22 protein-coding genes, 1 tRNA gene and 1 pseudogene are annotated in these 24,509 nt (G+C 66.8%); 5 read left to right on the forward strand and 19 right to left on the reverse strand.

Annotated elements, in window-relative coordinates; genetic code table 11:
• Positions 1–97 precede the first annotated feature (97 nt).
• Positions 98–2,272, reverse strand: a complete 2,175-nt coding sequence (locus tag D3874_RS11395; RefSeq protein ID WP_119782257.1) for a phosphocholine-specific phospholipase C — start codon at positions 2,270–2,272, stop codon at positions 98–100.
• A 297-nt stretch (positions 2,273–2,569) separates the two neighbouring features.
• Here D3874_RS11395 and D3874_RS11400 point away from each other — a divergent pair, with 297 nt between their 5' ends.
• Positions 2,570–3,334, forward strand: coding sequence for a hypothetical protein (locus D3874_RS11400; protein WP_119778191.1), 765 nt, complete (start codon positions 2,570–2,572; stop codon positions 3,332–3,334).
• 144 nt (positions 3,335–3,478) lie between these two features.
• On the opposite strand, the gene D3874_RS11405 is transcribed toward D3874_RS11400, so the two are convergent.
• The 8 genes and pseudogenes from D3874_RS11405 to D3874_RS11440 all read right to left on the reverse strand — a co-directional run bounded on the left by D3874_RS11405 (position 3,479) and on the right by D3874_RS11440 (position 11,819).
• Positions 3,479–4,123: a DUF882 domain-containing protein gene (locus tag D3874_RS11405; RefSeq protein WP_119778192.1), complete on the reverse strand. Its 645-nt coding sequence runs from the start codon at positions 4,121–4,123 to the stop codon at positions 3,479–3,481.
• A 307-nt stretch (positions 4,124–4,430) separates the two neighbouring features.
• Positions 4,431–6,251, reverse strand: coding sequence for a L,D-transpeptidase family protein (locus D3874_RS11410; protein ID WP_158595943.1), 1,821 nt, complete (start codon positions 6,249–6,251; stop codon positions 4,431–4,433).
• Positions 6,252–6,468: 217 nt separating this feature from the next.
• A complete protein-coding gene (locus D3874_RS11415; protein ID WP_233559913.1) occupies positions 6,469–7,362 on the reverse strand; it encodes a heme-dependent oxidative N-demethylase family protein in 894 nt (297 codons plus the stop codon).
• Positions 7,298–8,458 (reverse strand): sulfate/molybdate ABC transporter ATP-binding protein, encoded by a 1,161-nt coding sequence (locus D3874_RS31965; RefSeq protein WP_119778195.1) that lies wholly within the window; start codon positions 8,456–8,458, stop codon positions 7,298–7,300. The genes D3874_RS11415 and D3874_RS31965 overlap by 65 nt, the downstream gene beginning before the upstream one ends.
• Positions 8,459–8,470: 12 nt before the next feature.
• Positions 8,471–9,328 (reverse strand): sulfate ABC transporter permease subunit CysW, encoded by an 858-nt coding sequence (cysW, locus tag D3874_RS11425; RefSeq protein WP_119778196.1) that lies wholly within the window; start codon positions 9,326–9,328, stop codon positions 8,471–8,473.
• 19 nt (positions 9,329–9,347) lie between these two features.
• Positions 9,348–10,219, reverse strand: a pseudogene (gene cysT, locus D3874_RS11430) (sulfate ABC transporter permease subunit CysT).
• An 18-nt stretch (positions 10,220–10,237) separates the two neighbouring features.
• Positions 10,238–11,287 (reverse strand): sulfate ABC transporter substrate-binding protein, encoded by a 1,050-nt coding sequence (locus tag D3874_RS11435; protein WP_408899964.1) that lies wholly within the window; start codon positions 11,285–11,287, stop codon positions 10,238–10,240.
• Positions 11,288–11,372: 85 nt separating this feature from the next.
• A complete protein-coding gene (locus D3874_RS11440) occupies positions 11,373–11,819 on the reverse strand; it encodes an RrF2 family transcriptional regulator (protein ID WP_119778198.1) in 447 nt (148 codons plus the stop codon).
• 641 nt (positions 11,820–12,460) lie between these two features.
• Between D3874_RS11440 and D3874_RS11445 the strand changes: the two genes are divergently transcribed.
• The 4 genes from D3874_RS11445 (at position 12,461) to D3874_RS11460 (ending at position 14,722) form a co-directional block, all read left to right on the forward strand.
• The gene (locus tag D3874_RS11445) at positions 12,461–12,715 is read left to right on the forward strand and encodes a (2Fe-2S)-binding protein (RefSeq protein WP_119778199.1); all 255 of its coding nucleotides are present in this window, start codon (positions 12,461–12,463) and stop codon (positions 12,713–12,715) included.
• 126 nt (positions 12,716–12,841) lie between these two features.
• Positions 12,842–13,327 carry a bacterioferritin gene (gene bfr / locus D3874_RS11450; protein WP_119778200.1) on the forward strand — a complete coding sequence of 162 codons (486 nt, stop codon included), beginning with the start codon at positions 12,842–12,844 and terminating at the stop codon, positions 13,325–13,327.
• Between the two features lie 30 nt (positions 13,328–13,357).
• Positions 13,358–14,299 carry a hypothetical protein gene (locus D3874_RS11455; protein ID WP_119778201.1) on the forward strand — a complete coding sequence of 314 codons (942 nt, stop codon included), beginning with the start codon at positions 13,358–13,360 and terminating at the stop codon, positions 14,297–14,299.
• A gap of 123 nt (positions 14,300–14,422) precedes the next feature.
• Positions 14,423–14,722 carry a hypothetical protein gene (locus D3874_RS11460; RefSeq protein WP_119778202.1) on the forward strand — a complete coding sequence of 100 codons (300 nt, stop codon included), beginning with the start codon at positions 14,423–14,425 and terminating at the stop codon, positions 14,720–14,722.
• Here D3874_RS11460 and D3874_RS11465 read toward each other — a convergent pair.
• From D3874_RS11465 to D3874_RS11510, 10 genes are all read right to left on the reverse strand, one after another.
• The gene (locus tag D3874_RS11465) at positions 14,706–15,161 is read right to left on the reverse strand and encodes an acyl-CoA thioesterase (protein ID WP_119778203.1); all 456 of its coding nucleotides are present in this window, start codon (positions 15,159–15,161) and stop codon (positions 14,706–14,708) included. The two genes, D3874_RS11460 and D3874_RS11465, sit on opposite strands and share 17 nt — an antisense overlap.
• Before the next feature lie 2 nt (positions 15,162–15,163).
• Positions 15,164–16,309 carry an iron-containing alcohol dehydrogenase gene (locus D3874_RS11470; RefSeq protein ID WP_199699023.1) on the reverse strand — a complete coding sequence of 382 codons (1,146 nt, stop codon included), beginning with the start codon at positions 16,307–16,309 and terminating at the stop codon, positions 15,164–15,166.
• A 140-nt stretch (positions 16,310–16,449) separates the two neighbouring features.
• Positions 16,450–16,525 (reverse strand) — tRNA-Lys (locus tag D3874_RS11475).
• A gap of 78 nt (positions 16,526–16,603) precedes the next feature.
• On the reverse strand, positions 16,604–18,478 hold the full coding sequence (gene mrdA, locus D3874_RS11480; RefSeq protein WP_119778204.1) for a penicillin-binding protein 2: 1,875 nt from the start codon (positions 18,476–18,478) through the stop codon (positions 16,604–16,606).
• Positions 18,475–18,999 (reverse strand): rod shape-determining protein MreD, encoded by a 525-nt coding sequence (gene mreD / locus D3874_RS11485; protein ID WP_158595944.1) that lies wholly within the window; start codon positions 18,997–18,999, stop codon positions 18,475–18,477. Before mreD ends, mrdA begins: the two co-directional genes overlap by 4 nt.
• A 37-nt stretch (positions 19,000–19,036) precedes the next feature.
• Positions 19,037–19,846 (reverse strand): rod shape-determining protein MreC, encoded by an 810-nt coding sequence (gene mreC / locus D3874_RS11490; RefSeq protein WP_119778206.1) that lies wholly within the window; start codon positions 19,844–19,846, stop codon positions 19,037–19,039.
• A 174-nt stretch (positions 19,847–20,020) separates the two neighbouring features.
• Positions 20,021–21,061, reverse strand: a complete 1,041-nt coding sequence (locus D3874_RS11495) for a rod shape-determining protein (RefSeq protein ID WP_119778207.1) — start codon at positions 21,059–21,061, stop codon at positions 20,021–20,023.
• A 147-nt stretch (positions 21,062–21,208) separates the two neighbouring features.
• Positions 21,209–21,739: a DUF1254 domain-containing protein gene (locus D3874_RS11500; protein ID WP_119778208.1), complete on the reverse strand. Its 531-nt coding sequence runs from the start codon at positions 21,737–21,739 to the stop codon at positions 21,209–21,211.
• The gene (locus D3874_RS11505) at positions 21,736–22,314 is read right to left on the reverse strand and encodes a DUF1214 domain-containing protein (protein ID WP_119778209.1); all 579 of its coding nucleotides are present in this window, start codon (positions 22,312–22,314) and stop codon (positions 21,736–21,738) included. The genes D3874_RS11500 and D3874_RS11505 overlap by 4 nt, the downstream gene beginning before the upstream one ends.
• A 75-nt stretch (positions 22,315–22,389) precedes the next feature.
• Positions 22,390–24,459: a calcium-binding protein gene (locus D3874_RS11510; RefSeq protein ID WP_119778210.1), complete on the reverse strand. Its 2,070-nt coding sequence runs from the start codon at positions 24,457–24,459 to the stop codon at positions 22,390–22,392.
• Positions 24,460–24,509 lie beyond the last annotated feature (50 nt).

Raw genomic sequence — 24,509 nt, forward strand, 5'->3', positions numbered from 1 at the left:
GCCAGCATGCTGACGCGATGGTCAGCGATGATGACGGCGCGACATGTCAGTAATGTTTCGGAACGCCTACGATTCAGGAAAACCTATCGCCGTTCGCCTACCCGCCTACCATCACCAGCGCGTTGGCGGGATCGGAGACGCTGTCGGCACCGGTCTCCATGCGGCCGGCCAGGCGGCGGCCGAAGCCGATGCCGTCGTGGGCGGCGACGGTGTAATCGTACCAGTTGCTGCTGTGTTCCAGTGCCCGCCGCAGCACCACCCGCTGGCCGGGATCCACCCGCTGCAGCACGGTATAGCTTTCGTAGGCATTGGCCTTGACCCGCAGGATGCTGCTGCGCCCGCCGGTGTTGGTCAGCACGATGCCCAGTTGCCGGTGCGGCGCGTCATAGGCGACCGCCACGCCGGTCGTTGCCAGGCCGCTGCCAGCGGCCACCTTGGCGTCGCCGGTGAAGTGGCGGTGGAAGCTGTTGGGGCCCAGCACCCACAGGTCATACTTGCCGTCGTCGGCGACGATCGGCCAGTCGCCCGCGATCTGCTTGCCGGCCTCGACCAGGTAGCGCCGCGGCAGCCGGTCCAGGTGCAGGCGGTCGTAGACGTGGAACACCGCCCCCGCCGCGCCGGTGTTGCGGAAGCGCAGGCGGACGCCGTTGCCATCCACCGCCGCCTCGACATGCAGTTCGTAGGGCAGCGCGCGGGACAGCCGCACGCCCGGTTCCTGCACCGGCGCCGTCTGCTCGTTCTCGGCCGGGATCGGCACCTGCAGGCGCAGCGCCTGGGCGGCACGGATCGCGTCGGCGTTGATCTTGCTGAGCTTGGGCAGGCTGGGCACGGCGGTGTTGGGATTGACGAAGTCGAAGGCCGAGGTCAGGTCGCCGCAAACCGCGCGGCGATAGGGGCTGATATTGGCCTCGACCGCGCCGAAGCGCTGCTCGAGGAAGCGCAGGACCGAGGTATGGTCGAAGACCTGCGAATTGACCCAGCCGCCCCGGCTCCAGGGCGAGACGATGAAACAGGGCACGCGCGGCCCCGGCCCATAGACGCCGCCGTCGGGCTTGGGCTGGTTCCTGGTGCCGGCGGGGGCTGCATGATTGAACCGCTCCGCCGCCAGGTCGCCCAGGGTGGAGGCGCCCGCCGCGGTGCCGTTGGCGTTCATCGAGAACACCGAGGGCGACGGCGCATGGTCGAAGAAGCCGTCGTTCTCGTCGAAATTGATGATCAGCGCGGTGCGGCTCCAGACCTCGGGATTGGCCACCAGCGCCGCCAGCGTCTCCTGCATGTACCAGCCGCCCTGGACCGGGCTGGAGATTGCCGGATGCTCGCTATAGAAGGTCGGCGCCACGATCCACGAGACCTGCGGCAGGCGCCCCGCCCTCACATCCTGCTTGAATTCCTGCAGCAGCCCGCCCAGCGGCATGGTGTTGCCCACACCCTTGTAGAGCGGGGCCTTGGCATCCTGGCGCGTGTTGTAGGGGATATAGGGCAAGCCGCCCAGCGGCGTGTTGCCGACCGCCTCGCTGGCTTTGCGATACTGGCGGAAGCCGGCCAGGGGATTGTCGCTGAAATTGTCCGGCAGGTTCTGGTAGACCTTCCAGGTTACACCCGCCTGCTCCAGCCGCTCGGGATAGGTGGTCCAGACATGGCCCTCGCCCGAGGGCCCGAGGCTGTCCCATTCGTTCACCACGATGGCGACATTCGATCCCGTCGGGCCATTGGTGCCGGTCCAATGGAACAGGCGGTTGGGATTGGTGCCCGCGTGTACGGCGCAATGATAGGCGTCGCACAGGGTGAAGGCATTGGCCAGGGCGAACTGGAAGGGCAGCTCCGCTTCCTTGAAATAGCCCATCGACCGGTCTTCCTTGTACCGGGGCCATTCGAACATGCGGCCGTCGGCCCAGGCCTGGTGGGCATCGGGCCAGGTGTGCGGCGTGCTGTTGATACGCTGGGCGTTGCCTTTGCTCGCATCCAGGTGATAGGGCATCACCACGCGGGTGCCGTTGCTCTGCTGGAACACGCTGCGCCCGCCCGGCAGCGGGATGGTGAAGCGGTCGCCGAAGCCGCGCACCCCGGCCAGGGTGCCGAAGTAATGATCGAACGAGCGGTTTTCCTGCATCAGGATGACGACATGCTCGACATCCTGGATGCTGCGCGTGGCGTTGTTGGCGGCAATGGCCAGCGCGTCGCGGATGACCGGCGGGAACGCCGACAGGGCGGCAGCGGTACCGGCGACGGCGCCGGCCTGCTTCAAGAAATCTCGCCTGCTCTTGTCGGTCATCGCCGTCATCCCCCGGGTTACGCCACGTCGCACTGAAATCTGAAACAAAATTGTCAGATTTGACCAAGGCAATACGCTGCTTTTGCTGGCGCTCATCAAAAGAAGACCAGAAAAGGCGCGCACTGATTCTTTGTCAGGGGATATTTACTGACAAATATTGCAGCTATGTTTCCAGGTTTGCCTGATTTGGAACCAATGTGGCGGCGACGCGCCGCGGCGGCGGGAACATTTTCAGCGATCTGGCAACCGCGCGCCACCTGCGTCACCATTGATGGACACGAATCGGTAAAGGCCGAGATGCCCGATCGCTTCGACAGCCGCTTCCAGATCAGCCGGCGCCTGCTGGCAGGCGCCTTGATGCTGGGCGTCGCCGGCTGTGCCACGGCACCGCCGGCCGGGATCGGCCGGCGGCGCGACTACGGCCTGCTGCAGGACGATGGCACGCGTATCGTCCTGCCGCCCGGGTTCTCCAAAGACAGGCAATGGCCGGCCGTGGTGTTCCTGCCGGCGACCGACGGCACCGCCCCCGATCTCTATCGCTACTATGCGGCGCAACACGAACAGCGCGGCGGCTTCGTTGCCGTCCTGCCGCCGGGATCGAGCGGCGCCAGCGACTACAGCGACGGCGAGCGTTTTGCCGAAACCATCGCCCAGTGGAACGACCGGGTGGTCGAGACCTTGACCCGGCACGAGGCGCGCTTCGCGATCGAGACCGGCCGGGTGGCGCTTGCCGGCTTCTCCCTGGGCGGCGACCTGTCCTGGGCGCTCTCGCTGTCCAGCCCGCAGGCTTTCTGCGGTGCCGTGGTGATGGGCAGCCGCTGCGGCTTCCGCACCCGCCACAGCCTCGACCTGCTGGCCTTCCGCGGCTATCGCTTTGCCCTGCTGCGCGGGGCCGACGAGGCCTCGGCCCGCGTCGCCGGGATGGCGGCGGCCCGCCGCCTCCTGGACGAGCAGGGCATCGCCAACATCTTCGGCGAGGTGCCCGGGGAGCATGTCCGTGCCCCGCCGGAGACTTTCATGGGCGCGGTCGACTTCGTGCTGGGCACGGTGCCGGTTGCCTGATCGCCCGGCAGCGGTTGTCCAGGCAATAAGCCTCGACCGCAAAGTGCCGGCCGGGCGCCACCAGGTGTCCCCTGCCCGCCTGAAATGAAAACGGGGCCGGAAGGCCCCGTCGGTCACAGTGTCGCCAAGATTGCGGCGGCGACCTCAGCCCCAGGTGCGGATCGGCCCGGTATCGACATGGACGAAGCCCGAGCGGCGATAGAAGCCGACGCCGCCTTGATTCATCGAAACCGCGGTCTTGTAGATGCCGCGCAGGTCGCGGCCGGGCAGGCGGATGTCCAGGGCCATGCCCTGGATATGATAGGAATTCTGCGCGACGCCGCGGCTTTCCGTGGCGCGCATGGCATTGGTGCGCGGCGCCCGGTAGGCCGAAACGATCTGGAACGACGGCGCGCCCAGGCGCTGCCCCATCGAGGCCAGCAGGTCGAACAGGCCCGGGTCGATCCGATGGACCTCGTTGGCCCGATGATCGCGCAGCAGGATGTTCAGCTTCTGGAGGGATTCAGGGACGTAGTAGCCGTCACGCCAATAGGCGCCGCTGAAACTCTCGCCCGTGTTCATGTTGGTGAGGGAAAGCTTGCGCGGGCCACCGCCAGCAGCCAGGACCGCCCTGGGCGTCAACATGCCCGAAGCGACGACGGCGGCGGCAGCGCCCAGGCCCAACAACAGGCCACGACGGGTCGGCGAACTGGTGGTACTGGTTTCAGGAACGGCGGTACTGCAAACGGCGGGGACGGGATCAGCAGCGGCAACCAACGGGTTACGACGCAACAGTCGCTCGAACGCCATCTCGCTACCCCTTTTACTTGACCAACCGGCTTTTGCCGTGTCTTGGTCCGCCAGCCCCTGGTGCCCCGTCGGCACCTTGTTCTACCTATCGAATCGCCGGTATGTGACAGCGACGGCAGAGCATTACCCGAGTGAGTCGGTGTTGCAACCCCGATACGGTCAATATGCTGTCAAAATGGCCGCGATTTATTGTCCCAACTGGGCTGTTTTGGCCACACCCGAGTCTGGCCGGTCGCGGGCGCACCTTGCCCATACAAAAAGGGCGGCCTCCGGGGCCGCCCTTGATTTGTAACTGGCGTGCCCCGGTTCAGGACTCGCTGGCGATCAGAACCGGCCGGCCCAGGCCCTTCTGGATCCGGTCGTCGATGCCATACAGATCCTGGCGGAACTGGGCATTGCCTTCGGCGTCGACCCAGGCGGTGACGTAGGTCAGGCGCACGCCGATCGCGTGCGTGACGTTGACAAAAATGGTCGAGGTCGTCCGCGCCAGCGTCGCATCGATGCGCGTCCGGTCCCAGCCGGGCACGTCGCGGACTAGGCGGGCACCGAGGCTGAGCGGATCCTTGACCCGCACGCAGCCCGAACTGAGCGCCCGCATGTCGCGCGCGAACAGGTGCTTGTCCGGCGTGTCGTGCATATAGACGGCATAGTCGTTGACGAAGTTGATCTTCATCCGGCCCAGCGAATTGCCGGCCCCCGGCCGCTGACGCATGCGATAGGGGATCGACCGGCTGCGCGGCACCTGGGTCCAGTCGACCGTGGCCGGGTCGACCACCTCGCCATCGTTGCCGTACAGGGTGAAGCCGTGGTCGGTCAGATAGTTGGGATCGTTGATCTGCTTGCGGACGATGTCCTCGCCGGCCAGCTTGGCTGGCACGCTCCAGGGCGGATTGAGGACGACGCTGGTCACCTTGCTCTGCAGCAGCGGCGTCTTGCGGACTTCACGGCCGACCACCACCTGGGTCTCGATCGCCAGCACCCCGTCCTCGTAGTAGCGCAGGGTGAATTCGGGGATGTTGACGACGATGCGGTCCGGGCCCAGGTCGTCGAGCTGCTGGCGCTTGCGCTCCATGTTGACCAGGATCTGGCCGATCCGGTACTCGACCGGCTTCGCCATGTGCTCCAGGGTCAGCTTGCCGATGACGCCGTCGGCCTTGAGGCCATGGCGGGCCTGGAAATGTTCGACCGCCTTGAGCAGCGCCGGGTCGTAATAGTTGGGTTTCTCGGCGGTCGCGGCCGCGCCGTCGGTCGACGCCAGGCGGGCGCGAATGGCCGGTATCCGGCTATCGACCGCGCCGGGCTCGATCTTGGCGCCACCGGCAGGGACAACGGCCCAGCCGCCGGCGGCGGCAAGGGTCCGGTAGCTGGCCAGCAGTGCCTTCAAGGCAGCGTATTCGGCATCCTGCGGCCCCAGGGCAACCAGCGCTGCCGCCGTGTCGGCCTGGCTCACCACGCCCACCAGCAGGGCCACGGAATCGACGGGCTGGCCCAGTTCGCGCATGTCGACCGGCAGGCGCACGCTCGCCAGGCGGGCGCCGCTGCGGTCGGCGGCATATTTGATCACGGTGTCGGTAAACAGCACCTCGAAGGCACCGGTCGCCCCCTCGGCCTGCAAGGCTTCGAGCTGGGCCAGCGGATAGGCCCGGGCATCCAGCCCCTCGGCCCCGGCATCGGCGATCAACGCCGTCACCGCCGGCACCGACGCGGCCAGCCGGCCGGCACCGGTCCACAGCGGCGCGGCGCCGACCACGCCATAGAAACGCTCGACATCGGGACGCGACCAGCCGGTCGCGCCGAGCTTCGTCGGATCGAAGGCCAGGGCCGTCTCCAGCGTCACCCCCGGCGGCAGGCGCTCGACCGTCGGCGGCACGATGGCGGCCGGGGCTGTTTCGACAGCGGTCGCCGGCGGCACGACGGCCGGTTCGGGGGCGACCGCCTGTTCGGCGGCGCCATCGGGATCGGGTATCGCGGCATCGGGTACCGCGGCATCGTCTGGCGCGTCGGCCACCGCGCTATCGGTATCGGCGGCCTCCTGGGGCGCGACCAGCGGGGTCTCGGCCGGGGTCGCCGGCGGCAAGGGCGCAGGTTGGGCAGCGGTCTGCGCCGCGGCTTGGCCCGAAACGGTCAAACCGGCAACGAAGGCGCTCCCCCCGATGACAGCGGCTCCGGCGACGCCGAGGCTCAGCGCCGCGGCGGCAATTGCTCCAACAGTTCGCATTCAGGCACACCCATTCCCGCGCCACCCCGGCGCGAACCGTATTCTGGAACACTTGCCGAACATTGCAAGTGACGGCCGTCACGCTCGGGATAAGCGATCGGCTGTGTTGCCCGCCGACAACAAGGCGTCACGCAGCCGCCATGCGTGCCAGATAGGCGAGCAATGCGGCCTTGTGCTGGGTCAGGCCCTTGTAGGCCAGGGTCTCGGGCGGAAAAGCCGCGACCGCGGCGGCCAGGGTCCCTGCCCGCGCCGAATCGGCCGCGACCTCGGCAATCGGACATTGATAGGTGCGGATCGTGAACAGCACGGCACCGGTGGCCGGCAACCGGCGCAGGGTCTGCCGTTCCGAACGCAGAAACAGCCGCACGCCGACATCGTCGACGGTGATCGGCGGATCGACCGGGCGGTCGCCGTGGCCCTGGGGCTGGAACAGCGCCGGGTCGTCGTGGATCGACCAGTTGGTCCGCAGCATCGGACGCTCGACGGCCAGATTGGCGAAGAACCGTTCCACCGGGGCCAGCAGCTTCTCGTTGAAGAACGGGGTGGGCCCATGAATCGCCCGCAAGGGCCGGCCGATCTTGTCGGCCAGGCGCCAGCGCGACGGAAAGCACAAGGACGCCGCGACCAGGACATAGGGCTCCCCCGCCGCCGGCGGCGCCATCAGGCACAGGTCCTCCTGCACCAGGCGCCCGGCCCGGTCCAGCGAGTGCAGGCCCGGTGCCGCCAGGTCGTGGCGGCGGCCGTCGATCCGGTCGATCAGGACATCGCCTTCGCGGGCAAAGCGGTCGGGGAAGCGTCGGGGCAAATGCGCGGCCAGCAGGGCCAGCAGTTCGGCCCCTATCGCCTCCGACCCCGGCAGGGCCTCGAACACGTCGCCGTGACGCTGCGCCAGCAAGCGCAGGCGCTCGTCGATTTCAGCGCGATAGTTGCCGTCGATCTGGATCCAGTCGTCCAGATCAAGGGCGCCCAGGCCCATCTGGATCCGGTAGGGGCCGGCGGAAAACGGAACATAGGGTATCACGGCATATCATCCCGGTGGCGGCACCCGCCCCGTGATGGGGCCGGCGATCACTCGTCGGGGAACACTCGGATATGACGGGGGCCAGCGCAACCCTGGTGTTGCGCTCCAGGGTCAGGCCGTTCAGCGTATGGCGCATGGCTTCCACCTCGACCGTGATCTCGAGCGAGGGCACGTTGATCTCGATGCGCAGGATCGGGCCGTTGGCAAAGACGTGGGCGATGGTCCCCTCGATGCCGCCGAAGCTGCCCGACGGCTTGAGGTCGAATTCGTGCGGCCGGACGAAGGCGATACCCGGTCCGTCGGCAATCTCGGGCGCCGGCACCAGCAGCCCGGCGACATTGGCGACGCCGCCCTTTACCGCCGCCGGCAGGCGGTTGGTATTGCCGAGGAAGTCATAGACGAAGGGGGTGGCGGGCGCGTCGTAGACGGCCTGGGCCTGCCCCACCTGTTCGATCTTGCCCTTGCTCATGACCACGACGCGGTCGGCCAGTTCCAGCGCCTCCTCCTGGTCGTGGGTGACGAAGACGGTGGTGATGCCCATCTCGTCATGGAGCTTGCGCAGCCAGCGGCGCAGTTCCTTGCGCACCTTGGCGTCGAGCGCGCCGAACGGCTCGTCCAGCAGCAGGACCCGGGGCTCGATCGCCAGGGCCCGGGCCAGGGCCACGCGCTGGCGCTGGCCGCCCGACAGTTGGGTGGGATAGCGCCCGCCCAACCCCTCGAGCTGGACCAGGCGCAGCAGGCGGTCGACCGACCCTTCGATGTCGCCGCGCGAGGGCCGCGTCGAGCGCGGGCGCACCTCCAGGCCGAAGGCGATGTTGCGCGACACGGTCATGTGCTTGAACAGCGCATAGTGCTGGAACACGAAGCCGACATGCCGCTGGCGCACCGAGCGGTCGCTAACATCCTCGCCCTCGAACAGCACGGAACCGCGATCGGCGAACTCGAGGCCGGCGATGATGCGCAGAAGCGTGGTCTTGCCGGAGCCCGATGGCCCCAGCAGGGCCAGGAACTCGCCGCCGGCGACCGACAGGCTGACGTCGCGCAGCGCATCGAAGGTGCCGAAGCGCTTGCTGACCGATTGAATCTCGATGCCCATGAAAAACCCGTATCAATGCCGCGTCGAGGCCGCGATCTCGTCGCCGTACCGCCACTCCAGCACGCTCTTGAAGATCAGCGTGACGAGGGCCAGCAGGGCGAGCAAGGAAGCGACGGCAAAGGCGGCCGTGAAGTTGTACTCGTTGTAAAGAATTTCGACGTGCAGCGGCATGGTGTTGGTCAGGCCGCGGACATGGCCCGAGACCACCGAGACGGCGCCGAACTCGCCCATGGCCCGGGCGTTGCACAGCAGCACGCCATAGAGCAGGCCCCAGCGGATGTTGGGCAGGGTCACGTGCCAGAAGGTCTGCCAGCCGCTGGCGCCCAGCGACAGGGCCGCCTCCTCCTCCGAGGTTCCCTGCTCCTGCATCAGCGGGATCAGTTCGCGCGCCACGAAGGGGAAGGTAACGAAGATGGTGGCGAGCACGATCCCCGGCACGGCGAAGATGATCTTGATGTCATGCTCGGCCAGCCAGGGCCCGAGCAGGCCCTGCGCCCCGAACAGCAGCACGTAGATCAGGCCCGAGATCACCGGCGACACCGAGAACGGCAGGTCGATCAGGGTGATCAGGAAGCTTTTGCCCCAGAATTCGAACTTGGCGATGCACCAGGCAGCCGCCACGCCGAAGACCAGGTTGAGCGGCACGGCGATCGCCGCGACCAGCAAGGTCAACTCGATCGAGGCCAGGGTATCGCGCTCGACGATCGCCTCGAAGAACGGGCCAAGGCCCTTGCGCAGGGCTTCGATGAAAACGGCCGCCAGCGGCAGGACAAGGAACAGGCCGAGATAAAGCAGGGCAATGCCCGACAGGCTCAGGCGCAGGAACGGGCCTTCGGTGGTTGCGTCATTGGTGCGGGGTGCGCCGTCCATGGCAGCCGGTCCTTGAGGCTCAAGCCTGCATGCGCGCGCGGTTCCAGCGCTGCAGCAGGTTGATGACGAGAAGCATCACGAAGGAGATCGTCAGCATGATGACGGCGATCGCCGAGGCACCGGCGTAATTGTATTCCTCGAGCTTCGTCACGATCAGCAGCGGCGCGATTTCCGAGACCATCGGAATATTGCCGGCGATGAAGATCACCGAGCCGTATTCGCCCACCGCGCGGGCAAAGGCCAGGGCAAAACCGGTGATCAGCGCCGGCAGCACCGCGGGCAGGATCACCCGCGTGAAGGTATCCAGGCGCGTGCCACCCAGGCTGGCGGCCGCCTCCTCGGTCTCGGCGTCGAAATCGGCCAGGACGGGCTGCACGGTGCGCACGACGAAGGGCAGGCCGATGAAGGTCAGCGCCAGGATTACGCCCAGCGGCGTATAGGCGATCATCAGGCCCTTGGGCCCGAACACGCTGCCCACCCAGGTATCGGCGGCAAACAGGCTGCCGACCCAGCCGTTCCTGGCATAGAGCGTCGCCAGCGTGATGCCGGCAACCGCCGTCGGCAGGGCAAAGGGCAGGTCGACGATGGCATCGACGATGCGCTTGCCGGGAAAGCGGTAGCGGACCAGCACCCAGGCCAGGATCAGGCCGAACACGCCGTTGATCACGGCGGCGATCAGCGAGGCGCCGAAGGACAGCTTCAAGGCCGCCGCCACCCGTGGATCGAGAATCAGCTTGATGATGCCCTCAAGCCCAGGTCGCTCGCCCGCAGGATCAGGGCGGCCAGCGGGACCAGGACGATCAGGAAGAGATAACCCAACGAAAAACCGAGCGTTATCCCGAAACCCGGAAGAACGCTCGGTTGACGCAGCCGGGCAGAAGTCCAGCTCATATGATGTAAAACCCAGGTTTAGGGGGCAGGCTTGTAAATCTGGTCGAACACGCCGCCGTCCGCGAAGTGCGTTTGCTGTGCCTTGCGCCAGCCGCCGAAAGCCGCATCGTCGATCGTCACCAGTTCGATGGTCGGGAAGGTGTCCTTGTACTTGGCGGCGACTTCCTTGTCACGCGGGCGATAGAACCACTTCGCCGCAAGCTCCTGGCCCTCCTTGGTATACAGGAAGTTCAGGTAGGCTTCGGCCTGCTTGCGGGTGCCCTTCTTGTCGACCACCTTGTCGACCACGGCGACCGGCGGCTCGGCCAGGATCGACAGCGAGGGGACGACGATCTCGAACTTATCGGGGCCTAGTTCCTTCAAGGCCAGGAACGCCTCGTTCTCCCAGGCCAGGAGGACGTCGCCGATTTCGCGCTGGACGAAGGTGGTGGTCGAACCGCGGGCGCCGGTGTCGAGCACGGGGACGTGCTTGAACAGTTCGGCGACGAAGGCCTTGGCCTTCTCGGGGTCGTTGTTGTTGTGCTTCAGGGCCCAGGCCCAGGCCGCCAGATAGTTCCAGCGTGCGCCACCCGACGTCTTCGGGTTGGGCGTGATCACCTCGACGCCTTCGTGAACCAGGTCGCCCCAGTCCTTGATGCCCTTGGGATTGCCCTTGCGCACCAGGAACACGATGGTCGAGGTGTAGGGCGCGCTGTTGTCGGCCAGGCGCTTCTGCCAGTCGGGGGCGATCAGGCCCTTGTCGGCGATCGCATCGATGTCATAGGCCAGGGCCAGGGTGACCACATCGGCCTCGAGGCCGTCGATCACCGAGCGGGCCTGCTTGCCCGAACCGCCGTGCGACGCCTGAATGGTGACGGTCTCGCCCGTCTCCTTCTTGTAGTGCGCGGCAAAGATGTCGTTGAACTCCTTGTAGAGTTCGCGCGTTGGATCGTAGGAGACGTTCAGCAGCGTGGTATCGGCCTGCGCCGCCCCTGCCCCCAGGGATCCGCCGACCAGGACCGTGACGGCCAGGGCCGCCAGCGCCGGACGCAGACGGCCCAGAACGGACCGCCCCAATGACTTATGCACGCTCATAGCTTCCTCCGCAGCATCGAGATGTACAAATCACGACCTAATCCGTCGAGTTTGTCAACATCAGTTTGTGGGGTTTATTTTATACTACACTAAAGACATGTTTTATTCGCGTCGCATCGCCACGCAAAACCACGGCCAGGGTGGTGGCGTCCATCACCTGGAGGATTACCGAGTAGACATCGGTAAACAGGTGCCGCACGGCGCAGGCCGCCTCGTCCAGGCAGTCGTCGCAACGGCGATAGGCATTGACCGAAATGCAGGCAAGCGGTGCGATCGGCCCGTCGATCAGGCGCAGCACGGCGCCCACGGTGATCTCCGCCGGCGGCCGCAACATGGCATAGCCGCCCGATCGGCCGCGCCGGCTGGTGATCAGCCCGTGACCTTTCAGATCCAGCAGGATGTGTTCGAGGAATTTTCGCGGCACGCCCGTCGCCCGGGCGATGTCGTCGATCTGCACCGTCTGCCCTGGATAAGTGGCAAGATGGATCAGTGCCTTGAAGGCATATTTCGCTTTTTGTGAAATCACGGGGCTGGCCGGCCCGGGGCGGCCTCAAGCCGACTGGCGATCAAAACCCGCCGGCGACGATGGCCAGTACGAATCCGCTCACGCCCAGCAAGGCGATCGTGCCCAGCGCGGCCTCCAGCTTTATCCAGCGATCCATCGTCATTTGCAGCTCCTTCGAGCGCATTACCCAGAATTCCCAGCCACCCTAAAATCAAGGACACAAAAATAACAGCTTTATTTTAAACAACATAATTTCAATGTTATTAAAGGGCAGCAATCAACCCCGCGATCGACCGCCCCTGTTCTCAGGAGCGCGGCGTCGCGGTGTTCGCCGGCCGGGGGCTGGCGCCGACGGCGGGCGCCGACGGCGCTTTGGGTGAAAGGGGCTGGCGCAGGCTGGGCAGCGCTGCGGCGACTCGGCGCAGCAGCGCCGTCAGCGAGTCTTGCGTGGAAGGCGAATGCCACAGAAACATCGTCCGCGATCTCCACCAGGGATCGGAAAGTGCCGGTGTGGAAACAGACAATTTCCGCCCGCGCGAATGCGAACCACTCGCATATTTCTGGACATTGAGCTATTGTTCGCCTACATGCAAGTGCAAGCGCATCGCAACAGCATAAACCGTCCCGCCTCCTGGCCCCTTCGACCGAGATCAGAGCGCATCATGTATGTCTGCAACTGCAATGGTTTGAGTCGCCGCGCCGTCGATGGCGCCATTGCCGATGGGGCCGGCACCACGGCGGCAGTGTTTCGCAGGCTGGAGTGCGCGCCCCAATGCGGCAAGTGCGTCGGCGAGGTCCATGCCCTGGTGGCATCGTGCCGGCGCGACCGGACCAGCCACCAGGCGGCGCCCGCCCGCTGCGGCGATTGCCAGTCGCAGCCGTTCGAGCCGCAGCCGTTCCTGATGGCCGCCGAATAGGCCCCTGCCCGCCCCACGACCGGCTGCCGCGGTAAGGCTTGGTCGCAAGAGGTTACCATGCGATAGTTTCCGTCGCGATGAACGACGGGCGCCGCCCTTTGGCCCGCCCCGACGACGGAGAGAACGATGAAGGGCGATCGGACGGTCATCAAGCACCTGAACACGGTGCTGACCAACGAACTCACGGCGGTGAACCAGTATTTCCTGCACGCCCGCATCTATGAAAACTGGGGCTTCGAGCGGCTCGCCAAGCACGAATACAAGGAATCGATCGAGGAGATGAAGCATGCGGACAAGCTGATCAAGCGTGTCCTGCTGCTCGAAGGCCTGCCCAATCTCCAGGATCTGCACAAGCTTGCCATCGGCGAGACCGTGCCCGAAGGGCTGGCCGCCGATCTGGGCGTCGAGCGCCGCGGCCGCGAGACCCTGGTCAAGGCGATCGATGCCTGCGAGAAGGCGCAGGACTATGTCTCGCGCCATCTCCTGCGTGAGATCCTCGACGACACCGAGGAGCATATCGACTACCTGGAAACCCAGATCGAGCTGATCGAAAAGGTCGGCCTGCACAACTTCCTGCAAACCCAGATCGGCGACGGCCCCTCCGCCTCCTGAGCCATGTCGCCTTCCGGGGGGCCTGTTAGCTTGGAAGATCTGGCATCCGGCTTTCCCATCGACGGCCGGGTGTTCCCCTGGGGGACGACCCTGGCGGCGGTCTTAGCAAAGCTGAACCTGCCGATCGGGGATGCGCCCGCCATCGGCTACCACACCGGCGGCGCCAGCTGTGCGGCGGCCTTCGGCTTCGACACGCTGGGCGTCGAAATCACCGCCGCCGGATCGACCAGGCCGGTAACGGGGCTGTGCTACGAACTGGCGCCGCCGGCCGGGGCGGGCCTGCCCGGCCCGGCGGCTTGGCTCGCGCCGCTGACGCGGTGGCTGGGCCGGCCCGATCAAGCCGAGGACTGCCCGCTCCCGCCCCATGGCGACCCCGCCGGCTGCGTCCGCTACCATGCGAACTGGCACCGGCGCGGCCATTCGGTGGCGATCTCCCTCTATGGCGCGCTGCGCGATGTCGGCGGTGGCCACTCGGCCGGCTGCCTGTGGCTGAACTGGTCGGCCGCGGCCGCGGCCGCGCCGTTTCTGGACGAGCGCCTGGCGGCCGCCGCCGATCTGGCCATCCTGGCCGCGGTGCCGGTGGACATGCGCAAGTTCACGCTGATCCTGGAACAGCAGCCGCATTACCGCGACGACGCCGACTATGCCCTGAGCACGCCGCACCTCCTGCCGACGCCCAAGACGATCAAGGCCGGCCTTGGCCCTCACAGCTTTGCGCTCTGCCGGATCGGGGGCGGCAGGCGCTGGTGCCTCTCCACCCGCTGGGACAGCATCGTCTTCGAGATCGGCCAGCCGGTGGTGGTCAACTGGTACGACGTGCTTCCCGCCAAGGGCGGCGGGTCTTCCGAGATCGAGGTCGACGGCTGGTCGGTGCGCGATGTTGCCGGCTCGCGCGTCATTGCCGAGGCCCTCGCCGTGCTCGGCGCCATGGCGGGTGTCGAGGTGCGCCACGAGCAGAGCTACGACTGCTGAACCGCCGCCCGGCGATCGAATACGATATGGGGGCAAAAGGCCGGCCGGCAAGGATGGTGCCCGACTCGGAACTGAGGCTCTATATATAGCTTCGTAGCGTCCCATCATCCGGAGTCGAGCGACATGAGTAACCCAACGTCAGCGCCTACTTCCCCGCAGGATCTGGAAAAGATCTACCAGGCCACGATCCAGCTTCTCTCCGCGCACATCGCAGCCCTTGGCGACAAGGCGCCACTGCCCGGCTCGGAGGCGGAAATCGGCCTGATCGGCGGCTGTACGGCGACGGCGGTGATGGCCTTCCGCCATGTCACCGGCCGCAAGATCGACGTGTCGCCCAAAGCCGCCAGCACGACCGCGGCCCCGACCCTGCCGCTGAATACCAGCCGCAGCGGGCCGGGCGGCGGCTTCAATCCCCGCCGCTGACCCCCACCAGGGACTCGAGCGCGCCCCGCAGGCTGGCGGGCAAGGGCGTGGGGCGCCGGGTCTGGCGATCGACATAGACATGCACGAAGTGGCCTTCCGCCGCGGCGACATCCTCGTCGTCGCGGAAGATGCCGATCTCGTAGCGCACCGACGAATTGCCGATCCGCACCACCCGCAGGCCGCCGTGAACAACGCCGGGAAAGGCGATCGAGGCGGCATAGCGGCACATGCTCTCGACCACCAGGCCGATGACCGGGCCATGGGTGATGTCCAGGGCGCCGGCACCCACCAGATACTCGTTCACGACCGTATCGAAGAACGAGTAGTAGACGACATTGTTCACATGGCCATAGGCGTCATTGTCCATCCACCGGGTCGAGATGGTGGTGAAATGACGGTAGTCGGCGCGCGTGCCGCGCCGCAGCCTGCCCCCGTCCATTTTCAGAAGACGCTGCCGTAGAGCCGGCGGGCATCGGCCAGGGTGACCTCGACCGGGTTGTTCACCAGCAGCCGGGTCTGGCGCATGGCATCTTCCGCCAGCAGGTCGAGGCTGTCCTGCGTCACGCCCACCTCGCGCAACCGGCGCGGCACGCCCGAGCCGGCGACGAGGTCGGTGATCTTGGCTATGAAGCCGTCGGTGCTGCCCGCCACGGCGCCGACGATGGCCGCCAGTTCGCCGTAGAGCGGCGCCGCGGCACTGGCGTTGAAATTCAGCACCGGGACCAGCATCAGGGAATTCGAGAGCCCGTGGGAGACGTGGTAGCGCCCACCCAGGGGATAGGCCAGCGCATGCACCGCCGCCACCGGGGCGTTCGCAAAGGCCATGCCGGCGAGGCACGAGCCCAGCAGCATCGCGCCGCGCGCCGCCCGGTCGCCCGGACGGTCGAGCACCACGGGCAGGTTCTGCGACAGGAGGGCCAGCGCCTGGCGGGCCAGGACGTCGGATATGGGGTTCTTCTTGTGCCGGCTGGTGTAGGCCTCGATGGCATGGACCATGGCATCGATCCCGGTCGCCGCCGTCACCCCCGCGGGCAGGCCCAGCGTGGTATCGGGATCGAGCAGGGCGACATCGGGCAGCAGCCGGCGCGAGACCACGCCGCGCTTCTCGTCATTGTCGGTCGTCACGATCGAGATCGGCGTGACCTCCGATCCCGTGCCGGCGGTGGTCGGCACCAGAATCAGCGGCAGCCTTGCCCCTTGCGCCAACTCGACGCCATAGATGGTTTCCAGGTCGCACGGGCTGCGCACCAGGTAGGCGACCAGCTTGGCGGTATCCATGGCGCTGCCGCCGCCAAAGCCGATGACCGCGTCGACCAGGGCCTGCCGCGCCGCATCGGCCGCGGCCACGACGATGCGCACCGGCGGATCGGCCTGGACCTGGTCGTAGACGGTGACGGCGATCCCGGCCGCGCGCAGGGCCGCCACGGCCGGCTCGATCAGGCCGGCCTTCACCAGGCCGGGATCGGTCACCAGCAGGGCATGGCGGGCGTGGACATCGCGCAGGATGGCCGGCAGGTCGGCCACGGCGCCGGGGCGCAGGACGATCCGCGGCGTGGTCGAGAAATCGAGAGCAATGGCGTTCGGCACAACGTCCCCCAGGGGTCACTGACAGGGGTCGTACAATAGCCCGCCGGCCGCCGCAATCGCACCCTTGCGCCGGGGCAAAGGAAAGCCCCGCAAGTCCTGGAAACCTCCCGGTATTCCAAGCCTCGCGGGGCTGGGTAATTTGGTGGGCCGTGTAGGGGTCGAACCTACGACCTAGTGATTAAGAGTCACCCGCTCTGCCAACTGAGCTAACGGCCCGATTCCGCGACTAGCGTGTCGGGAGGCGGGTAGATACCAAGCCGCCGCCGGCTTGTCGAGGACTTCATGCAAAAAAATTCAGGTGCGGTCGCCGGTCGCACCATTGGCCGGCGCCAGCGCGGTGCGCGATACCGGATCCAGGCGCATGGCTTCGCGCAGGATGTCGGCGGCGACGGGGGCCGCGGCCGAAGAGCCGCCGCCGCCATGCTCGACGATGACGGCACAGGCATAGCGCGGATTGTCGACCGGGCCGAAGCCCACGAACAGCGCATGGTGGCGCTCGTGCCAGGGCTTATCCTGCTCGCGCCGGCGCACGCCCGACAGGCGCTCCGCCCGGCTGATGCGCACCACCTGGCTGGTCCCGGTCTTGCCGCCGATCTGCATGCCCGGTTCGGTCACGCGTGAGCGGAAGGCCGTGCCCGACTGGCTGTTGGTGACCCGAATCATGCCCCTGACCGCCAGGTCCAGCCAACGCTTGTCGATATCCATCGCCGGCGCCGCTTCCGCCGCGCCAGGCGGCGCCTTGGCCAGGCGCGGCACCACCGCGCGACCGCCGTTGACCAGGCGCGCGGTCATCGTCGCCAGTTGCAGGGGTGTTGCCAGCACGTAACCCTGGCCGATGCCGGCGATCACGGTCTCGCCCTGCTGCCAGGGCTTCTTCAGGGCCTTTTCCTTCCACATCGTGGTCGGGATCAGGCCCGGCCGCTCGCCCGGCAGTTCGATCCCCAGCTTCTCGCCCAGGCCGAACTTGCGCACCCCTTCCGCCAGCCGGTCGACGCCGACCCGGCGCGCGACATCATAGAAGAAGCAGTCGCAGGACTGTTCCAGCGCCGTCTGGAAATCGACCGTGCCGTGGCCGCCCTTCTTCCAGCAATAGAAGGTATGGGTGCCGAGCTGGAACGAGCCGGGGCAGAACACGGTATGGGAGGGCTGGATGATTCCGGCATCCAGGGCCGTGACCCCGACCACCATCTTGAAGGTCGAGCCCGGCGGGTACTGGCCGCTGATCGGCTTGTTGATCAGCGGGCTGCGCGGGTGGCTCTGCAGCGTGTTCCATTCGGTCTTGCTGAGGCCCACGTTGAACGGCGTCGGGTCGAAGCCGGGGGTGGAGACGCAGACGATCAGTTCGCCCGTGTGCACGTCCATGACGACGACGGCGCCGCTTTCCTCGCCCAGGCGCTCGTGGGCGAAGCGCTGCAGCGCAAGGTCCAGGGCCAGCACGACATCCTCGCCCGGCTGGCCCTCGTCGCGCGTCAGTTCGCGGATCATGCGGCCGTAGGCGTTGACCTCGACCTGGCTGGCCCCGGCCTTGCCGCGCAGGGCGGAATCGAAGCTGCGCTCGACGCCGTTCTTGCCGATCTTGAACCCGGGGAGTTGCAGCACCGGATCGGCGCTTTCGGCGATGTCCTTGTCGCTGACCGAGGCGACGTAGCCGATCACATGGGCCAGTTCGGGCCCGAACGGGTAGTAGCGGGTCTCGCCCACGTCGGGCTGGATGCCGGGCAGTTCGGGGCTGTGGACATTGACCGCGGCGAACTCGCTCCAGCTCAGGTTCTCGAGCACGGTGACCGGCATGAAGGCACGCACCCGGCCCATCTCGCGCCGGATCCGGCGCAACTGGTGTTCGGGGATCGGCACGATGGCGTTGAGGCCGGTCAGGGTGGCATCGACATCGTCGCTCTGTTCCGGGATCAGCACGACGCGGAAATTCTGCCGGCCGGTCGCCAACTCGTTGCCGAAGCGGTCGAGAATGCGGCCCCGCGTCGGCGCCAGCAGGCGCAGGTTGATGCGATTGTCTTCCGCCAGCATCTGGAAGCGCTGGCCGTCGACCACCTGAAGCTGGTACATGCGCCCGGCCAGCACCGCCAGCAGGCCGAGCTGGCCGCCGGCGAGCAGCAATGCCCGCCGGGTAAAGGTCTTGGCGCGAAGATTGTCGTTCTTCTCGTTGTTCATCGGAATTCCTCGAGCGAATCGAGGAGCCGGACGATCTGGCCGAAGATCCAGCTGGCCAGCGGATAGAGCGCGATCGACAGCAGCATCTGCATGACGAAGGGCTGCAGCTCGATCAGGCGGGCGCCGTGCAGGCTGCCCAGCAGCCAGCCCGCCCCCGCCGCCAGGAAGGCGACGACGCCGAAGCCGAACCAGGCGATGCCGAAGGTGCGCGCGGTGAAGACCCGGCGCTCACGCGCCACGAACTGCTGCACCCCCAGCAGGATCAAGGTGCCCAGCCCGATCGGCGCGCCCGACAGGGTGTCCTGCAACAGGCCGATGATGAAGACCGCCGGCGGCGGCAGCAGGTGGGGCTGAAAAATCGTCCAGAAATAGATCAGCATCAGGGTCAGGGCCGGCCCGGCGGCATCGATCCCGCTGACGCCGGAAGGCGCCACGCCGATCAGTACGCAGACGAAGCCGACCAGCGGCGGCACCAGGAGCACCAGGTTGGCCAGCAGGCGGCGCGGCCAGGGCTCGATCACCGGTCCTGCTCCCCGGCTGCGGCCGGTGGCGCCGAGGTCACCGTGCCGGGGGGGCCGCGGCGGGCTTGGCCGGTTCGGCCTGTGCGTTGACCGAGGGCAGCGGCGGGCCGGCCGGCGGGGCGGGATCGGGGATGGCATCGGGCTCGAGCGAGTATTCGACGATCTTGATGAAGTCGAGCTTGTCGAAGCGCACCCAGGGCCTGACCCGGACCACGCCGTTGGTCACCGTTTCGATCGAGCCGATGGGCAGGCCGGGCGGAAACATGCCGCCCAGGCCTGAGGTGACGATGCGGTCGCCAGGGTGGACCTTGGTGCCGGCGGCGAGATAGCTGAGCCGCGGCAGAGCGGAGTTGTCGCCCTCCAGCACGCCGCGCGCCTGGCCGCCCTCCAGCGCCACGGGCACGCGGCTGTTGAGGTCGGTCAGCAGCAGCAGGCGGGCCGACTGGTCGCCGGCGGCGATCACCCGCCCGACCACGCCGGTCCCGGTCATGCCGATATGGCCGGCGGCAACGCCCGCGCTGGCGCCGGCATCGACCACCACCGTGCGCACGAAGGGCCCGCCGCCTTCGGCGATGACGCGGGTGGTGACGAAGCGCACGGCGGGTTCGTCACGCACGTGGAGCAGGCTGCGATAGGTCGCGTTTTCGATCGCCAGGCGCCTGGCCGTGGCGGCCCAGGCGCGCAGCCGCTCGTTTTCCTCGTGCAGGGCCTGATTCTCGGCATAGAGGTTGAACCAGCCGTCGACCGTGGCGATGCCGTCCTTGACGCTGGCGATCGGCTGGGCCGCCAGTTCCAGCACCGGCGCCATCATGTCGATCACCAGCGCCCGCCCGCGTTCGAGCAGCATCGAATCGACCTTACCGAGGATGACCAGCCCGCCGCCAGCAGGAGCAGCGCCAAAAAGGCGAAGCGCTGGGCCAGCGCCTTGAAGGGCGCTGTCAGGCTGGTCACGCGGAGCGGTTGCTGGCGCACGCTATGATCCTTAGGGGCAAATCACCCCGAGTCTGTGGACCAATTGAAATTAGTAAGCCTGCGTCAGGACATGGCGCAAGGTCTTCATCTCCTCCAGCGCCCGTCCGGTGCCTTTTGCGACGCAGGTCAGCGGATCGTCGGCGATCGACACGGGCAGGCCCGTGGCATGGCGCAGCACGAGGTCGAGATTGCCCAGCAGCGCGCCGCCGCCGGTCAGCACGATGCCCTTGTCGACGATGTCGGCGGCCAGTTCGGGCGCCGTGTGCTCCAGCGCCACCTTCACCGCCTCGACGATGGCGGAAACCGGCTCGGCCAGGCTCTCGGCGATCTGGCGCTGGCTGATCACGAGTTCCTTAGGGACCCCGTTCATCAGGTCGCGGCCCTTGATCTCCATGGTCGCGCCATAGCCGTCTTCCGGCGGGGCGGCGGAGCCGATCTCCTTCTTGATGCGCTCGGCCGAAGCCTCGCCCACCAGCAGGTTATGGTTGCGGCGGATATAGGCGATGATCGCCTCGTCCATCTTGTCGCCGCCGACGCGCACCGAGCGGGAATAGACGATTCCGCCCAGCGACAGCACGGCCACTTCCGTGGTGCCGCCGCCGATGTCGACCACCATGCTGCCCGTGGGTTCGGTCACCGGCAGGTTGGCGCCGATCGCCGCGGCCATCGGCTCCTCGATCAGGAAGACCCGGCGGGCGCCGGCCGATTCGGCCGATTCCTGAATCGCCCGGCGTTCCACCGCGGTCGAGCCCGAGGGCACGCAGACCACGATCTGGGGCGAGGCGAAGGAGCGGCGGTTGTGAACCTTGCGGATGAAATGCTTGATCATTTCCTCCGCCACTTCGAAATCGGCGATAACGCCGTCGCGCAAGGGGCGGATCGCCTCGATATTGCCGGGCGTGCGGCCCAGCATCATCTTGGCCTCGTCGCCCACGGCGAGAACCTGTTTCTTGCCGCGGTTGGAAACCATGGCGACGACGGACGGCTCGTTGAGGACGATGCCGCGGCCTTTTACGTAGACAAGCGTATTGGCGGTTCCAAGATCGATTGCCATGTCGGCGGACAAAATGCCGAGCAGCTTCGAGAACATCGAACAGGTACTCCGGTGGGATTGGTCAGGCTTGGGCGCCTATCCGCCTGCCATCTGGTTGCGCTCTTTTAGAGGCTATATGTCCGGGGCTCAAGCATGCTGCGGCGATTGTTCGCGGCAATGGGGGCGACAGTGCCCCCAAGGCCGTCACGATCCCCCGCCGCAGGCCAGGGTGCGCCGGGCGACATCGGCGCTGGCCGCCAGTTCCGGGGTGGCGGCCAGGGCGCGCAGCAGCAGGAAGCCGCGGTCGGAGGGCATCTGGACCAGGATTTCGCCTTGCGCGGGCGCCGCCGCGGGGGTGGAGGGGCCGGCGACCAGCAGGTGAATCGGCTGCCCGCCCGCCTTGGTGTCGTTGATCACGAAGACATTGTCGGTCGCGGCATCGAACAGGGAGAGCGAGAAGTAGCCGTTGGGCGGGGTGGCGCTGACCGCCACCGGCCCGGCCGCCAAATCCAGGGTGCAGCTCGAATAGAGCAGGTCCGGGCTGGGCAGGACCACCCGGCGGGCGGTGTGGTCCACCGGCGGGGTGTGCATGGGCTTGTTGAAGCCGCCGGCAATTTCGGCCGAGCGCTCGATGACCGCCGCCATGATCAGGCGCGGCGCATACCACACCGTGGCCAGGTGGACCGGCACGGCGATCAGGACAACGATGCCCAGGGCGCGCAGGAAGCCGCTCATGACCGGCACTCCCCGCGGCTGATGCTGGGCAGGGCGGCCTTGGCCGGGTCGGCCGCGATCTCGGCCGCGGGATTGTAGAGGCGCACCACCAGGACCAGGCTTTCGGCCTGGCCGGTAGGCAGCCAGTCGCCCGGTTGCTCGGCCTTGGCGACCTTGATATGGAAGCGGCCATCGGCCGCACGGGCGACATTGGCGCCGTTGTAGGACCAGCGATTCTGGGCATTCTCGATCAGGAAATGGTCGCCCGCATAGAGCGTGATCGACCACCAGCGCGCGGCCGGGTCCCTGCCCTCCAGCGTGTAGGTGCAGTTGGCATCCAGTGCCCGGCCCTCGTCATCGCTGTCGGCGAAGAAATAGATCGTCTCCGACCGGTTGAGTGCCAGCAGCGCCCCGACCGCCACCGCCGCCCGGGTGTAGAAGCCGCGATCGGCACCGCCGGCATCGAGCGGCGTCGACCAGGCACCGACATGAAGCCCCGACCGTTTGACCACCTGGGTCACGGCCAAGGCCGCCGAGCCCAGGCCCAGCGCCACACCGACGATCGCGATCGCCAGCCACTTCAAGATTCGCCGCATGGCTCCCCCGCCGTTTTTTGCATAGTGCGGGAAGATTGTTTGAAATGTCACGCCATGAGCGACGACTTCAACGGGTCAGGCGATCAGGAGAAAATCGGCACTGGTCAAATTGTTGATCCCGGTCAGCGTGGCAACCTCGATGGCCTGGCCGGCCCCGTTGCCGTCGGCGTCGAAGGAAAGCAGGCCCGTGCTCTTTTTGAACAGGAAGGTGGCTGCACCCGTCGAGGCGACCGGTGCGTTGGCGACGACCAGGTTCAGGGCAGTGATGTCAAAGCCGTCCTGGCGCAGAACGATCAGATCCGTCCCGCGGGTGAAATCGTCGATCGTATCGTGGCCTTCGCCCTTGCCCTCGAACCGGAACTGGTCGGCCCCGGCCCCGCCGAAGAGTTTGTCGAGGCCGCTACCGCCGATCAGAATATCGTCGCCGTCACGGCCGAGGAGCCAATCGTCGCCCCCCTGCCCGTCCAGAATATCGGCACCGTTCGTGCCGGACAGGCGATCGTCCTGATACGAGCCGCGCAAGGACTCGATCGAGGTGAACAGGTCGCCCTTCGCCTCGCCCGTGTTCAGGCTGCCATCCAGCAGATCGACGGTCACCGCGGTCTCGAAGCGTGCCACGTCGCGCCCCGCGCCGCCGTCCATCCGGTCGGCGCCGGCGCCACCGATCAGCAGGTCGTTGCCCGCCTCGCCCAGCAGGCGGTCGTTGCCGGCACCGCCGACCAGCCGGTCGTTGCCGGCATCGCCCGAAAGCGTATCGCCAAGCGCCGTGCCGATGGTGGTGTCGACATCGGGCGTGCCCGCGTCGACCAGGGCCGTGGTCCGCGTATCGAGTGTCTGCGTCAGGGTCTGGCCGTCATGAGTCCATGACAGCACGACACGGCCATCGCCCAGATCGCCAAGCTGTACCCAGCCGCCATCCGCCGCCGCGATCTTGAACGAAGACCCGACGATCGCCCCGTCGCCATCATATTGCTGCAGGACGATGCGGTGATCGGCACCGCCCGGGGTGTCATCCTGCTCGAGCGACAGGGCCATGACGAAGCCGCCGTCCGGCAGGGCCACGATCGAGAGGGTCTCGACGTGCTCGCGCGTGCTGCCGGTCCAGCGTCCGCCGGCAATTTTGGCGAAGTCGCCCGCCGGCTGAAGCGCTGCCGTGAATTGTCCCAGGTAGGGCACGCCGCCGATCTCGACCACGGCAAAGATATCGCCGCCTTCGACGGTGGCGGCGCCCAGCACGGTGAGACCGCTCAAGACCGGCTGCCCGTCGAGGCTGGCCAGGGGGATCGTCGTGTTGAAGCTGCGCTGAAGCGTGCCGTCGGCACGGAACGCGCCCATGGACAGGACAAACGACTCCGTCCCAACGCTGTTCACCCAGACCACGCCGAGCAGATCACCGGCGCGCTCGATCACCGCGGCATCGCCAACCGGCGTCCCATCCAGCAGCACCGCCGGCTGGCTTGCCACGTCCGGATCGATCTTGCGGGCATAGAGCCCCGAAAGCTGAGGCACATAGGTTTGGGACCGATAGGCGGCGAGGAAGCCCGCGCTGTCGAAAGCGCCGACCGTCACGCCCTCAATGGAGGTTTCGAGAGCATAGCTATCCTCAATACCTTCATAATAGTATTCATCAGCCTCTTCGTCATAAAATTCGGCATACTCATTGTAGTAAACGTCTATTAATTCACCCCGGACGACAAACTCGAAATCATCATAAGTTGTACTATCACCCAGTACATACGCCGTATAATAATCCTGATAGTATGTCTTTTCGTAGTAGCCCGTATCATCATAAGGCTCGCCGAAATACTCATAGTGTTCGATGAGGTTCGACGAGAACAGGAACCTGGAACCATCGCCCCCCGTCAACGCCCGATCGAAGGCCGGCGGCGTGACAAGGTCGGGGAAATCTTGGTAATAGCCGGGCGTGGGCGGCCTGGGCGGCAGCGAGGGATCCGGCACCTCGACCTGCAGCACGGTTTCGATCGCCCCGGCAACCCCGCCGAGCCGATCGATCTTCAGGCCGTCGACCGTGGTCTTCTCGGCATCCGTTGCCGCGAAATAGAAATGGATCTGACCGGCGGCGTCGACGGTGGAGGAAAAGGCCTCCCGATCAATGGCGACGCCTGGCGTGTTCCAGTTGCGCATTGTGCCCCCCAGATGGAACCATTGACCCTGGTACGGACGCCGATGCCGGT

Source organism: Oleomonas cavernae (genome assembly GCF_003590945.1).
In the GTDB taxonomy this organism is placed as follows: domain Bacteria; phylum Pseudomonadota; class Alphaproteobacteria; order Zavarziniales; family Zavarziniaceae; genus Zavarzinia; species Zavarzinia cavernae.